This is a genomic window from Bacillus cereus, from assembly GCF_015071065.1.
Lineage (GTDB): Bacteria > Bacillota > Bacilli > Bacillales > Bacillaceae_G > Bacillus_A > Bacillus_A cereus_BA.
The window spans coordinates 182,198-195,146 of the sequence record NZ_VOVA01000005.1 but is presented as its reverse complement, the minus strand read 5'-3'; the positions used below and the strand labels follow the sequence as shown (position 1 = coordinate 195,146).

Sequence of the window (12,949 nt, the reverse complement as noted above, 5' to 3'; positions counted from 1 at the left end):
CATTTTTTCTTCTTTTTCCTTCGTTTGTCTAGTATAATGAAGGTCGGAATGATAATAGGTGGGGGTTCTGTATGATTCAAACGTTTTTTAAAATCTTTTATTTAATTTTAATCGTAATTGCGATTACACCAAGGTTGTGGCGTATTAAAAGAAAAGCAAATACGATGTCACCGCAAGAAAAAGATAGTGTTGTGTATAAAACAACAAACTGGTTTGGTAAGAAAATGGTGCGTGTAACTGGATCGACTGTAGAAGTAAAGGGACTTGAAAATGTTCCGAAAGACAAGCCGGTGCTAGTTGTAAGTAATCATCAAAGTAATATGGATATTCCTGTTTTACTAGGTTACTTAAATAAGCCAATTGGATTCGTTTCAAAAGCGGAAATTAAAAAGTTTCCGGTTGTACCAACATGGATGGAACTAATGAATTGTGTGTTCATGGACCGCAGCGATCGCCGTCAATCTCTTAAGGCAATTAAAGATGGAATTGAATTGTTAAAGAACGGACATTCTATCGTAATTTTTCCAGAGGGAACGAGAAGTAAGGGTGGCGAAATCGGTGATTTTAAAGCAGGGAGTTTTCACCTTGCTGTAAAATCTGGTGTATCTATATTACCAGTAACTTTAGATGGTACATATAAGATGTTTGAGGCTAATGGAAATCGTATGAAACCAGCTCATGCAACATTAACAATTTCTAAGCCAATTACACCTGAAGAATATGCAAGTATGGATGCTAAAGAGTTAACCCAGCATACAAAAGATATTATTGCATCTCAATTACATAAGTAATAAAAAAAGTTTCAGCTTAAACAAGCTGAAACTTTTTTTATGCTGCGGGTAAGACATAAAACAGTACGCAGAAAAACATCATTGTACTACCGCCTAGTACGAAGAGATGCCAAATGGCATGATTGAACGGAAGCTTTTCCCAAAGGAAGAATATAGCTCCGACAGAATACAAAATGCCACCTATTAATAGTAGTGAGAAGCCGTGACCGGTTAAATTTTCATAAAGGGGTTTAATAGCAACGATGATGAGCCAACCCATAATGATATAACATAATGTTGACGTTTTAATAAAGCGACGAACAAAGAAAATTTTGAAAATAATTCCACCAATCGCAAGGGTCCAAATAATTGCGAGTAAAGTCCAACCGAGCGGGCCACGCAGTGTAATGAGTAGAAATGGTGTATACGTGCCGGCAATTAATAAATAGATGGCGGAGTGATCTAAAATGGTAAATAATTTTTCTACTTTTGGATGATGAATACTATGTAGCAATGTAGAAAATAAATACAGCAGGAACATGCTTACGCCATAAACGGTAAAGCCAACAACAGCAGATGCTGTACCATGTTTGGAAGCATGAATAATTAATATGATTAAGGCAGGGATGCTTAAAATGGCACCGATACCATGGGTAATTGCATTCGCAATTTCTTCTTTTACAAATTGGGTCATTCTTGTAATTTTTTGCGTCATAATGTTAATCCCTTTCACTGTATTAAGATAAGTTACATTTTCCTTAACCATATCATATACAAAAGGAATAGAAAATGATATTTGTATAATTGATTTTATTTTTGAATTTTTTTGACAAAAGACAACGGATACATTGACGTTTACAAAATTTTTTGACAAAATGAACTTATGGAATAGTAGGACAAGAAATCTACTAATGAAGGGGATGGGGAAATGTTTTCAAATATTGGCTTTCCAGGGTTAATTTTAATTTTAGTAGCAGTGTTAATTTTATTTGGCCCAAAAAAGTTACCGGAAATTGGGAAAGCTTTAGGGGAAACGTTAAAGGAATTTAAAAAATCAACAAAAGAATTGACTGATGAGGCATTTCAAGAGAAAGAAAAAAATAAATAAAAGAATATGATGAAGTTTTTCTCGGAATGGATAAATAAAGTGTGGTGAACGAGATGGAAGATCGAGAAATGAGCGTAGTAGAACATATTGTTGAGCTTCGCAAACGAGTAATATATACAGTATTATCCTTTGTATTATTTTTAATTATTGGATTTACTTTTACGAAGGATATTTATTTTTGGCTTGTAAAAGATTTACCAATGAAATTAACTGTTCTCGGTCCAAGTGATGTGTTGTGGATTTTTTTCTCGATTGCTACAGTATTTGCTATCGTTTGTACAATTCCTTTTGCTGCGATACAAATTTGGTTATTTGTAAAACCAGGTTTACATCCCAATGAACAAAAAATGACATTAATGTATATACCGGTATTGTCTATATTATTTATAGCAGGCCTATCTTTCGGTTATTTTATCGTCATGCCATTTTTATTTCATTTCCTAACTACAATTGGTAATGAGATGTTTAATACGATGTTTACAACGGAAAAATATTTTCATTTCGTATTAAATTTAACAGTTCCGTTTGCTGTTATATTTGAATTACCTGTAGTTGTTATGTTTTTAACGAGTATAGGTCTTCTAACGGCAGAATTTCTTCAGAAAATAAGAAGATATGCTTATGTCGTGTTGATTATAATTGCATCGTGTATATCGCCGCCAGATTTTTTATCACATAGTTTAGTAGCGGTACCGCTTATTTGTATTTATGAAATTAGTATCGCTTTATCAAAGATAGTTAGTAAACGAAAACAGAAAAGAGAAGAAGAAATACAGTCGAAAAGTGCCTCGTTATAAAGGCACTTTTTAATTTATTTGTTATACTCTAGCTATAATTGTATACAATATATAGAAGGAAAAAATTATAGAATCTCCAAAATTTAGACAAACTTTTCACTTTTATAAGTTTATACTGAAGTTATCAAGCTATATATGGATAATAAGACTCCCGTCTCAAAGGATATATAGGACAGGGTTCGAATTAGGTGGATATAAATGAAGTATTAACTTCTAAATGGGGCAGCTTAAGGATATTTTAGTATTCATAGGAAACCTACACTAAAAAACGTGTTAAAGAATAAAGTGGAGGAAGTTCAAAAATCCAACGAAAAAGAGGATTGATATTGTGATTACGAAAAGTTTTTATTTCACTCATGCAACAGGGAATTGTATTAAAATATTTGAAATCCCTGTCCTACAAACACAGCATCCATTAGCGTTTCTAATTCAGTCTCGTCTTCAATTGTTTATTGCAAAAATCCAAAAACATAAAAACCCAAGATTCTCGTACTCTTTCCGTGAATATTTACAAAGTTGTTTGAAGTGGAATGATTATTCAAATGTATATAAGACAAATACTCTTGAAAAGAATGCATAATACACAGCAGGGACAGAGTTAGGTAAGCTCTGTCTTTTTCATTTTAGGTATAAAAATATAATTAATTTGGTGAAATTTATTCGAAATTGTTGAAAGCATCGGGAATGCTAGTATAATAACAGGGAGAGCGTATTGGAAAGGGAAGAATATAATATGCAAAAAATTAAAATTGTAACAGATTCAACGGCAGATTTATCAAAAGATATAATTGAGAAGTATGATATTCATGTTTTACCATTATCTATTTCTGTAAATGGACAAACATACTTAGATCGAGTAGATTTGCAGCCGGATGAATTTATTGAAGAAATGATGAAATCAGAAGAATTACCAAAAACATCACAACCAGCTATGGGTACATTTGTAGAAATGTATGAAAAGTTAGGGGAAGATGGAAGTGAAGTACTTTCCATTCATATGACAGGTGGAATGAGTGGCACAGTTGCAACAGCAAATAGTGCTGCATCAATGACAGATACGAAAGTAACGGTTGTTGACTCTCAATTCATTAGCCATGCATTAGCATATCAAGTAATTGAGGCTGCTAAAATGGCAAGAGAAGGAAGCTCATTAGAAGCTATTTTAAAACGTATTGATGAAGTGAGAAAAAATACTCGTTTATACGTAATTGTAGATACATTAGAAAACTTAGTAAAAGGTGGGCGCATTGGTAAAGGTAAAGCACTTATTGGTTCTTTACTTAATATTAAACCAATCGCAAGTTTAGAAGGCGGCGTATATAATCCGGTAACGAAAGTACGTAGCCAAGGGCAGATTGTAAAAACATTGGCTAAAATATTCGAGGAAGATACTGCTGGAAAAGTGGTGAAAGCTGTTGCGATTCCACATGCTAAAGCAATTCCTTTAGCAGAAAGTGTAAAAGCTGTTGTTGAAAAAGTGAATGGATTCACTCAATCAGAGATTTTCTATACAACACCAGTTATCAGTACTCATACAGGACCAGGAGCAATTGGTTTTATGTATTTAGCAGAGTAATAAAAAGGCTACTTGAAATGAATTTTCAAGTAGCTTTTTTATCATTTCAGGACAGAAAATAAGAAATGAGAAGGGCCAGACAGGCGCTACCGCTAATTATATAGCGAGTCTGTAAATAATCTTTCATGGAAAACACCCTTTTCGATTTTTTAAAGTATATGATAAATTACTCGGAAAAATTAGTTCTATTATACATGAGAGGTTTCTGCAATTTTTACTGGTTCTTTATCTGGGACAATAGGGCTATAAGTGAAAGTTTGGCCTAAAAAGAGAACATGTAGTTGTTCCCACGGTAGCATTCGTAAATTCCAGTTATTTCGTAGTCGTGTCACTGCTTCCCTTGGTGTTTCATCTGCTAAAGCAAAAGTACCGTAGTGCATTGGAATGAAATGTGTAGCTTTTATATCTAGATAGGCTTGCACAGCTTCTTCTGGTGAAACGTGAGACACTTTCATAAACCATTCTGGTTCATAGGCACCAATTGGCATAAGTGCAATATCGATTGAAAAACGTTTGCCGATCTCTTTAAATCCTTGGAAATAACCACTATCACCACAAAAATAAATGGTTTCTGAAGAAGTCATACTATCAATGATCCATCCTCCCCAGTGAGAGGTGTTCATATCAAATAATGTTCTTCTCGTCCAGTGCTGGGCAGGTACGAAGTGAAAAGAGACTTCATCAATTGTTGTACTTTCCCACCAGTTATATTCTTCTACATTGGTGAATTTTTTACGAGTAAATAATTTTTTTAGGCCAATAGGAACAAGGTATAAAATATCATCGTTTAGTTGGCGAAGAGATGAAAAGTCTAAATGATCATAATGACCGTGTGAAATAAGAACGATATCGATTTTAGGTAGTTCTTTTATAGTGAGCCCTGGCTCAGTAAGTCGTGGAACTAACTTTAATTTATTAGCCCATACTGGGTCTGTTAAAATATTCAAGCCGTTCGTTTGAATGAGGAAAGTTGAATGACCAATCCATGTGACAGTCGTTTTTTTTAAGTTATTTAGCAGAAATTTACTTTGTTTAACAGGTGATTGTTCTATTAGAAAAGAAAAATCTTTTTTGCTATGCTTTCTCTCTTTACGCCAGCGTAAGAAGGAGCGAATTGATTTTTTTGTACTTGCATTATCCATATTTTCATAGCGCTTTGCCATGAACATCACCTCATTTAAAATCGTTGTAGTTGTATTGTACCGAAATGTTGTTAAGGAATACAGTGTTTAACATGGATTAATGTTTAAGTAATTGTAAAAAAATAGGGAGATTTATTTACAAATTTAACAATGAACTTCGTTTCGCAAATAATGGTTAGAGAAATAATTGTAGTAAAATATATTTTGTCTAGTAATTAGCTTGAAATAAAGAAGTAACATACGTAAATTCGTACGATTTCGTGAACAAATGAAGTAAACAATTTTCTCATAGTATTTACTTTTGTTATGATGTACATAACTTACATAAATTAAGGAAAGAGAAAAGAGGTTTAATAATGAAGCATTATCAAAAGTTAATTGGTCTTATGGTTGTATTTTGTCTCTTTGTACTTGCAGGTTGTAGCAGTTCAGGTTCAAAATTACGTAAACCGTTAAACTGGGATTTAGAAACTTTCCAATTTACAAATCAAGAAGGAAAGCCTTTTGGTACAAAAGATTTAAAAGGGAAAGTTTGGGTAGCTGATTTCATGTTTACAAACTGTCAAACGGTTTGTCCGCCAATGACTGCTAATATGGCGAAATTACAGAAAATGGCGAAGGAAGAGAAATTAGACGTTCAGTTTGTTTCGTTTAGTGTAGATCCTGACCTTGATAAACCAGAAAATTTGAAAGCATTCATTCAAAAGTTTACAGAAGATACAAGTAATTGGAACTTGTTAACGGGTTATTCACTGGAGGATATTACAAAGTTTTCAAAAGATAACTTCCAATCGCTTGTAGATAAGCCAGAGAATGGGCAAGTAATGCACGGTACATCTTTTTATTTAATTGATCAAAATGGAAAAGTAATGAAAAAATATAGTGGCATTAGTAATACGCCATACGAAGATATTATACGTGATATGAAGCGATTAGTGGATTAAAAAGAAGGGTGCTAAGCACCCTTCTTTTTTGTCTTTTAGTCTATGGATAAAATGTCATGCTGTTGTGGCAATTTTGTTGCACGAATTTCTAATACACCGTTTTGATAAGAAGCTTTCGCTGCTTTTTTATTAATTAAATATGGTAACTTAATAATTCTTGACGCTTCCGAAATGGAACGTTCTCGGCGATAATAGTTATGAGATGTTTGTTCTTCTTCTGTCTCTTCAAGTATATCTTCTTTTACAGAGACTTTTAAGTACTCGCTTTGTATTTCAATTTGAATTTGTTCTTTTTGTATACCTGGTAGTTCGGCTGTAACGACGAGTTCGTCATCAACTTCGTATAAATCTACTGGGAATGTTAATAAACGGTTTCCTTTTTGGAAAAAATGATTTAAATCAGCAATTACGCCACGAAGAGGTGTTTGTTCGAAAAAATCATCAATTTGTTTTAAATAATTACGAACCGGTGGGCGAGAAGAATCTTTTTTTTCTTCACTCATGGTATTCCCTCCTAGAAATCAATTTGCAATATCATATGACAAAAGCGGAGAAAGGTGAGTGCCTAGTTTTCATGTTTTCATAAAAAAATGTTAAAAATGTGAAATGGAGTGAGTTTTTTATAGTTTTTGGTCGCCATATTCAGTTGATTATGCTAGTATAAATAGGGTTGATATAGTAGTATTGAGACAGAATGAAAACTGAAAGAGGGTAAGAAGTATGTGTGGTTTTGTAGGATGTTTATGTGAAAACCCTAGAGAGTTTTCAGAAACAGAAAAACATCAATTTGAAAATATGAACACGATGATTTTCCACCGCGGTCCAGATGACGAAGGATATTTTCGTGATGAACATGTACAATTTGGCTTCCGCCGTTTAAGTATCATTGACTTAGAGGCAGGACATCAGCCGCTAACTTATGAAAATGATCGATATGTAATTATTTTTAATGGTGAAATTTACAATTATGTAGAACTACGTGAAATGTTACTTGAAAAAGGTGCAACTTTTGCTACACAATCTGATACAGAAGTTATTATTGCATTGTATGCACATATGAAAGAAAAATGTGTAGACTACCTTCGTGGTATGTTCGCATTTATGATTTGGGATCGTGAAGAAAAGAAACTTTTCGGTGCACGTGACCACTTCGGTATTAAGCCTTTATACATCGCACAACAAGGTGATACTACATTCTTCGCATCTGAGAAGAAAAGTATTATGCATGTAATGGAAGACAAAGGGGTAAACCCAAAGTCACTACAACACTACTTTACGTACCAATATGGTCCAGAGCCAGAAACATTAACAATTGATGTTAACAAAATTGAGCCTGGTCATTACTTCGTAAAAGAAATCGGTAAAGAGATGGAAATCCATCGCTACTGGAATCCTTATTTCAACGCTTCAAGCGCAACGAAAGAGGAGCATATCCAAGCAATTCGTGATGTATTATACGATTCTGTAAAAGTACATATGCGTAGTGATGTACCAGTAGGTTCTTTCTTATCTGGTGGTATCGATTCATCTATTATTGCTTCTATCGCAAGAGAAATGAATCCAAATCTATTAACATTCTCTATTGGTTTCGAACAACGCGGTTTCAGTGAAGTTGATGTTGCGAAAGAAACTGCTGAGAAATTAGGAGTTAAAAACCATAACGTATTCATTACAGCGCAAGAATTTATGGATGAGTTCCCAAAAATTATTTGGCATATGGATGATCCTTTAGCGGATCCAGCAGCTGTACCATTGTATTTCGTTGCGAAAGAAGCGCGTAAACATGTAACGGTTGTTCTTTCTGGTGAAGGTGCAGACGAGCTATTTGGTGGATATAACATTTATCGTGAGCCAAACTCTTTAAAAATGTTCTCTTACATTCCTAGCCCAGGAAAGAGCGTTCTAAAGGCATTAAGTGGTGCTCTTAAAGAAGGGTTTAAAGGAAAAAGCTTCTTAGAGCGTGGATGTACGCCAATCGAAGAGCGTTACTATGGAAATGCGAAAATCTTCCGTGAAGAAGAGAAAGCTGAATTAATGAAGTATTACGATGAAAGTGTTAACTATATGGATATCACGAAACCATTGTATAACGAAATTAAAGATTATGATGATGTAAGTAAAATGCAGTACATTGATATGTTCACATGGTTACGCGGCGATATTTTATTAAAAGCTGATAAAATGACGATGGCAAATTCATTAGAACTTCGTGTACCGTTCTTAGATAAAGAAGTATTTGACGTTGCATCTAAAATTCCGACAGAATTTAAAATTGCAAACGGAACAACGAAAGCTATATTACGTGAAGCTGCTCGTGGAATTGTTCCGGATCACGTGTTAGATCGTAAAAAGCTTGGATTCCCAGTACCAATTCGTCACTGGTTAAAAGATGAAATGCACGATTGGGCTGTAAATATTATTAAAGAAAGCAAAACTGAGCATTTAATCGAAAAACAGTATGTGTTAAACTTACTGGAAGCACATTGTGCAGATAAAGGTGATTATAGCCGTAAAATTTGGACTGTACTTGCGTTTATGGTATGGCATCAAATTTATGTTGAGCATAAATACGATACGAATACGTTCCACGAAGAAACAAAGCGTGCGTATAGCTTAGTTTAATAAAAAAACCTTAAGGTCGCATTCGATCTTAAGGTTTTTTTCATAAATTGCATTTATTATTGATACAATAATAGTAAAAGGATGGACAACATATGATTACGTTTGAGAAAGTAAATGTAGAAAATGAAAGCGTTGTTAAAGAAATGTTTCGTTCGCACAGCTTAGATGAGAAAAAGGTTCAGTATTGTGTAAAAGTTGATGATACATATATTGGTGTAATAGATTATAGCGTTCAAGAAGAGAGTGCTATTTTGTCACAATTAATTATTCATTTTGATTATCAAGGTTATGGATACGGGACAAATACGTATTTTACATTTGAAGAAATGATGAAACAGAGAAATGTGAAAGAAATAAAAGTATTGCAAGAGATGTTTACGGAACAAGCTAAATCTTTCATAGAGGGATCTGGCTTTATTGAAGAAAATGGAATATGTGTAAAAAAAATATAGTGAATATTGATGACTTGATGAAATGAATATAAGGTAGGTGGACGTATGACAATAACTTCTGGTCTTGTATTAGTTGGAAGTTGCTTTATTGTAGCAGAGTTATGCCAGATTTTCATTCGAAAAAGAATGTATAAGAAGAGAAGGCCGTATGAATTACAATATATACCTGTGTTTGTAATTTTGTTTTGCATGTTATTTGTATTACAAAACGCATCTCATTTCCCGCCTCTTTTGAACATCTTTTTGAAGTTTGGTTTGCTATATAGCGGTGTTGGAATATTTCTTTTGCTTCTTTTATTTTGCGTACGTTACATCCACTATCAATCATACATATTCATTTTAAATTGGTTAAAAAAAAGTGATAGAAACCGCCTTACATAAGGGGGTTTTTTATTTGTACTTGTAACGGAACTTGTACAATTAACATAAAATAGGACGAGTAGAAATGAAAGCTTATTACAATAAAGAAAGGAACGAAAAAGATATATGAAACTTGTTATAGACGCAGGGCATGGTGGATATGATTCTGGTGCTGTTGGTAATGGGTTAGTGGAAAAAGAGTTAACACTTCAAATTGCTAGACGTGTGCGAGATATTTTATCTGCAAATTATCCAATCAATATTAAAATGACACGTGATAGTGATGTGTTTATCTCTTTATCAGAACGTGCTAATATTGCTAATTCATTTGGTGCAGATTATTTTATCTCATTTCACATTAATAGTGGTGGTGGCACTGGATTTGAAAGTTATATTTACAATGCGCTATCTAATAGTAGTTCCGCATATGAAAAGCAACAAAAGATGCATGCAGCAGTCAATCCTGTATTAACAAAATACGGCCTTCGTGATCGAGGAGCAAAAAAAGCAAATTATGCGGTACTAAGGGAGACTGCAATGGATGCAATTTTAACAGAGACTGCCTTTATTGATACAACGTTTGATGCTAATTTATTGAAAAACCCACAATTTATTGAAGATTTAAGCCAAGCATATGCAAACGGAATAGCAGCTATTTTTGGAGTAGCTCCAAATCCGAATCCTCCAAATCCACAACCTCCAAACCCAGAGCCAACTCCACAAACGAAGGGCATTGCCTATATACTTGGGAAAAATGTGAATTTAAGAAGTGGCCCATCAACGTCTTCTTCAGTTATTCGTCAACTAAACTCCCCAGAATCGTATGTCGTATATCAGGAAAGTAACGGATGGTTAGACTTAGGAAATGGACAATGGGTGTATAATGACCCTTCGTACATTAATTTTGTAAAGGCGAGCAATAGTGATGGAAGCGCAATTGGTGTTGCATATATACAAGGAACAAATGTGAATTTAAGAAGTGGTCCATCAACATCTTCTTCAGTTATTCGTAAATTAAATAATCCGGAATCTTATTTAGTATATATTAATCAAAACGGTTGGTTGAACCTTGGTGGAAATCAGTGGGTGTATAATGATCCATCATATATTAAATATAATCAATATTGAAAAGTATAATTGAACATGTCCCCATCTTATTGCTGAGATGGAGACATGTTTTTGTATTACTTATGTTATTTGTTGAATGGAATAATAATTACTTTCTTATGGTCATTGATTTTTCAAATGTTTCGAATGAAAAAATGAGGGTTAAAGACGGATATATATGTATTTCGAATGGGGAATAGCGTCTGAATTATATGTATTTAAAAAAGTTTTCTGATATATGCATTGGCAATATGTAAGGTATGCATTACTCTTTTAAATATTATTGATAATCACTTTCAATTAGGAGGGCATAATGGTTGAGTGCATCACTTTAAATAGGTGATGTACTTTTTTGTTTAATTAAATACAGAAAATTCCTTCTTTTAAGTATGGATAAGTTGTACAATAAAACCAATCATGGAATAAAGGAGTGGGAAGGAATGAAAGCTACTCATAAAGATTGGATTTTATTTAACGGAAGAATTGTAAATACGAAAGAAGAACAGCCGATGGTTGCGTTAGAAGAGCGAGGACTCCAATTTGGTGATGGCATATATGAAGTATTTAGGCTATACGATGGGAAGCCTCATTTATTAGACTTACATTTGGAACGCTTTTTTAAATCTATGAGGGAAATAAATATTGTTCCGCCGTTTACAAAGGAAGAGTTAGTTGAAGAACTTCATCAAATGATTGAAAGAAATCAATTTCAAGAGGATGGGAATGTGTATCTTCAAATATCACGTGGAGCTCAAGCTCGAAATCATGTGTATGAAAAAGATTTACAGCCAACATATTTTGCGAATATTGTTTCGTTTCCAAGACCTATCGCTACTATGGAACAAGGAATAAAGGTTACTGTAGAAGAGGATATACGCTGGAAGTTTTGTCATATAAAATCTTTGAACCTTCTACCTAATATCATGATTAAAAATAAAATAAACGAGCAAGGGTATCAAGAAGCGATATTAGTACGAGATGGAGTTGTAACAGAAGGGTGTCATTCGAATTTCTTTATGGTGAAAAATAATAAATTAATTACACATCCGGCCGATAATTTCATTCTACACGGCATTACTCGTCGCTACGTTATTACATTAGCGAAAGCTTTACATATTGAAGTAGAAGAGCGTGAATTCTCATTGCAAGAAGTATACGAGGCTGACGAATGTTTCTTTACAGCGACACCACTTGAAATATTCCCTGTTGTTCAAATTGGTGATGAGAAGTTTGGAAGCGGCGAAAGAGGACCAATTACGAAAAAACTACAAGCTGCATATGAAGAAAGTATTAGTTTGTTTAAAGTGACAAATTAATAATGAGGGAAAAAGCTGGTATTCCCCCAGCTTTTTTTCATGATATAATTCAACCATAGGACAAGTTTTGAAAACGCTGTAAAAAGGGGATTTAATATATGAATTATGAAGATTTTAAAGAAGTAATTCACGGTAGACGAAGTGTTAGAAAGTTTACAGAACAAGAAGTACCCACTAGTGATATAAAAGAAATTATTGATTGTGCTCGTTATGCACCGAGTGATACGAACTCACAAACGTGGGAGTTCTTGGTCATTATGAACAGAGAGAAAATTAAAGAAATTGAACAAATGACATGGGATGCATTACATAAACTTGCGGCAAAAGCAGCAGAAAATGGAGAAGAAAAAGCAGGTAAGTTATTAACACGTTCATTTGGACCTTATGCAACTGCTTTTTCGGAGGCGCCAGTGTTAATCGTATGTTTAGCAACGCCGTACGAGTCGAAATTTCGTGAAAAGATATTTGATCCAATTGCCTTCGTTCCTGATTCAGTATGGGAAGAGGAAGGAATTAAGAGTAGCTGTCTAGCAGCACAAAACTTAATGTTGGCTGCACATGCGAGAGGACTTGGCACTTGTCCAATGACAGGACCTGTATTATTAGCTCAAGATGAACTGCGACAATATTTACAAATTGAGCCTCAAAAACAAATTAATATGGTAATTTCACTCGGGTTTCCGAAAGATAAGCCGAAGAAACTTTCTCGAAAAGAAGTTGATGAAATTACAACATTTATTTTCTAAATGTTATGT

General features: G+C 33.9%; 15 protein-coding genes. 12 read left to right on the top strand and 3 right to left on the bottom strand.

Annotated features, from left to right (window positions below):
* The first annotated feature begins 71 nt into the window (after window positions 1-71).
* Entirely contained in the window at window positions 72-791 is a 720-nt protein-coding gene (locus FT637_RS16390; RefSeq protein ID WP_193647186.1) for a lysophospholipid acyltransferase family protein, read from the top strand.
* Between the two features lie 37 nt (window positions 792-828).
* On the opposite strand, the gene trhA is transcribed toward FT637_RS16390, so the two are convergent.
* Complete coding sequence (gene trhA, locus FT637_RS16385) at window positions 829-1,485, bottom strand: PAQR family membrane homeostasis protein TrhA (protein ID WP_002118985.1); 657 nt, start codon at window positions 1,483-1,485, stop codon at window positions 829-831.
* Between the two features lie 213 nt (window positions 1,486-1,698).
* Here trhA and FT637_RS16380 point away from each other — a divergent pair, with 213 nt between their 5' ends.
* From FT637_RS16380 to FT637_RS16365, 4 genes are all read left to right on the top strand, one after another.
* A complete protein-coding gene (locus FT637_RS16380) occupies window positions 1,699-1,878 on the top strand; it encodes a twin-arginine translocase TatA/TatE family subunit (protein WP_002012719.1) in 180 nt (59 codons plus the stop codon).
* A gap of 53 nt (window positions 1,879-1,931) precedes the next feature.
* Window positions 1,932-2,675 (top strand): twin-arginine translocase subunit TatC, encoded by a 744-nt coding sequence (gene tatC, locus FT637_RS16375; protein WP_012260868.1) that lies wholly within the window; start codon window positions 1,932-1,934, stop codon window positions 2,673-2,675.
* 328 nt (window positions 2,676-3,003) lie between these two features.
* Window positions 3,004-3,255: a DUF2535 family protein gene (locus FT637_RS16370; protein ID WP_002012715.1), complete on the top strand. Its 252-nt coding sequence runs from the start codon at window positions 3,004-3,006 to the stop codon at window positions 3,253-3,255.
* A 153-nt stretch (window positions 3,256-3,408) separates the two neighbouring features.
* Window positions 3,409-4,251 carry a DegV family protein gene (locus FT637_RS16365; protein ID WP_193647185.1) on the top strand — a complete coding sequence of 281 codons (843 nt, stop codon included), beginning with the start codon at window positions 3,409-3,411 and terminating at the stop codon, window positions 4,249-4,251.
* 188 nt (window positions 4,252-4,439) lie between these two features.
* Here FT637_RS16365 and FT637_RS16360 read toward each other — a convergent pair whose 3' ends face one another.
* Window positions 4,440-5,414, bottom strand: coding sequence for an MBL fold metallo-hydrolase (locus FT637_RS16360; protein ID WP_193647184.1), 975 nt, complete (start codon window positions 5,412-5,414; stop codon window positions 4,440-4,442).
* 335 nt (window positions 5,415-5,749) lie between these two features.
* Here FT637_RS16360 and FT637_RS16355 point away from each other — a divergent pair, with 335 nt between their 5' ends.
* Window positions 5,750-6,337, top strand: coding sequence for an SCO family protein (locus tag FT637_RS16355; RefSeq protein WP_193647183.1), 588 nt, complete (start codon window positions 5,750-5,752; stop codon window positions 6,335-6,337).
* Window positions 6,338-6,372: 35 nt separating this feature from the next.
* Here the strand turns inward: FT637_RS16355 and FT637_RS16350 are convergent, their stop codons facing one another.
* Window positions 6,373-6,840, bottom strand: a complete 468-nt coding sequence (locus FT637_RS16350) for an Hsp20/alpha crystallin family protein (protein WP_193647182.1) — start codon at window positions 6,838-6,840, stop codon at window positions 6,373-6,375.
* A 217-nt stretch (window positions 6,841-7,057) separates the two neighbouring features.
* Between FT637_RS16350 and asnB the strand changes: the two genes are divergently transcribed.
* The 6 genes from asnB (at window position 7,058) to FT637_RS16320 (ending at window position 12,940) form a co-directional block, all read left to right on the top strand.
* On the top strand, window positions 7,058-8,959 hold the full coding sequence (asnB, locus tag FT637_RS16345) for an asparagine synthase (glutamine-hydrolyzing) (protein ID WP_193647181.1): 1,902 nt from the start codon (window positions 7,058-7,060) through the stop codon (window positions 8,957-8,959).
* A 92-nt stretch (window positions 8,960-9,051) separates the two neighbouring features.
* Complete coding sequence (locus FT637_RS16340) at window positions 9,052-9,411, top strand: GNAT family N-acetyltransferase (RefSeq protein WP_193647180.1); 360 nt, start codon at window positions 9,052-9,054, stop codon at window positions 9,409-9,411.
* A gap of 45 nt (window positions 9,412-9,456) precedes the next feature.
* Window positions 9,457-9,792, top strand: coding sequence for a hypothetical protein (locus FT637_RS16335; RefSeq protein ID WP_193647179.1), 336 nt, complete (start codon window positions 9,457-9,459; stop codon window positions 9,790-9,792).
* A 105-nt stretch (window positions 9,793-9,897) separates the two neighbouring features.
* Complete coding sequence (locus tag FT637_RS16330; protein WP_193647178.1) at window positions 9,898-10,899, top strand: N-acetylmuramoyl-L-alanine amidase; 1,002 nt, start codon at window positions 9,898-9,900, stop codon at window positions 10,897-10,899.
* 419 nt (window positions 10,900-11,318) lie between these two features.
* Complete coding sequence (gene dat, locus FT637_RS16325) at window positions 11,319-12,194, top strand: D-amino-acid transaminase (protein WP_193647177.1); 876 nt, start codon at window positions 11,319-11,321, stop codon at window positions 12,192-12,194.
* Between the two features lie 98 nt (window positions 12,195-12,292).
* Window positions 12,293-12,940, top strand: coding sequence for a nitroreductase family protein (locus FT637_RS16320; RefSeq protein WP_193647176.1), 648 nt, complete (start codon window positions 12,293-12,295; stop codon window positions 12,938-12,940).
* Window positions 12,941-12,949: the final 9 nt, after the last annotated feature.

Bases quoted from the DNA above. Each gene is read 5' to 3' on its own strand.
- FT637_RS16390 (WP_193647186.1), top strand. From the start codon at position 72: ATGATTCAAACGTTTTTTAAAATCTTTTATTTAATTTTAATCGTAATT.
- trhA (WP_002118985.1), bottom strand. From the start codon at position 1,485: ATGACGCAAAAAATTACAAGAATGACCCAATTTGTAAAAGAAGAAATT.
- FT637_RS16380 (WP_002012719.1), top strand. From the start codon at position 1,699: ATGTTTTCAAATATTGGCTTTCCAGGGTTAATTTTAATTTTAGTAGCA.
- tatC (WP_012260868.1), top strand. From the start codon at position 1,932: ATGGAAGATCGAGAAATGAGCGTAGTAGAACATATTGTTGAGCTTCGC.
- FT637_RS16365 (WP_193647185.1), top strand. From the start codon at position 3,409: ATGCAAAAAATTAAAATTGTAACAGATTCAACGGCAGATTTATCAAAA.
- FT637_RS16360 (WP_193647184.1), bottom strand. From the start codon at position 5,414: ATGGCAAAGCGCTATGAAAATATGGATAATGCAAGTACAAAAAAATCA.
- FT637_RS16355 (WP_193647183.1), top strand. From the start codon at position 5,750: ATGAAGCATTATCAAAAGTTAATTGGTCTTATGGTTGTATTTTGTCTC.
- FT637_RS16350 (WP_193647182.1), bottom strand. From the start codon at position 6,840: ATGAGTGAAGAAAAAAAAGATTCTTCTCGCCCACCGGTTCGTAATTAT.
- asnB (WP_193647181.1), top strand. From the start codon at position 7,058: ATGTGTGGTTTTGTAGGATGTTTATGTGAAAACCCTAGAGAGTTTTCA.
- FT637_RS16340 (WP_193647180.1), top strand. From the start codon at position 9,052: ATGATTACGTTTGAGAAAGTAAATGTAGAAAATGAAAGCGTTGTTAAA.
- FT637_RS16335 (WP_193647179.1), top strand. From the start codon at position 9,457: ATGACAATAACTTCTGGTCTTGTATTAGTTGGAAGTTGCTTTATTGTA.
- FT637_RS16330 (WP_193647178.1), top strand. From the start codon at position 9,898: ATGAAACTTGTTATAGACGCAGGGCATGGTGGATATGATTCTGGTGCT.
- dat (WP_193647177.1), top strand. From the start codon at position 11,319: ATGAAAGCTACTCATAAAGATTGGATTTTATTTAACGGAAGAATTGTA.
- FT637_RS16320 (WP_193647176.1), top strand. From the start codon at position 12,293: ATGAATTATGAAGATTTTAAAGAAGTAATTCACGGTAGACGAAGTGTT.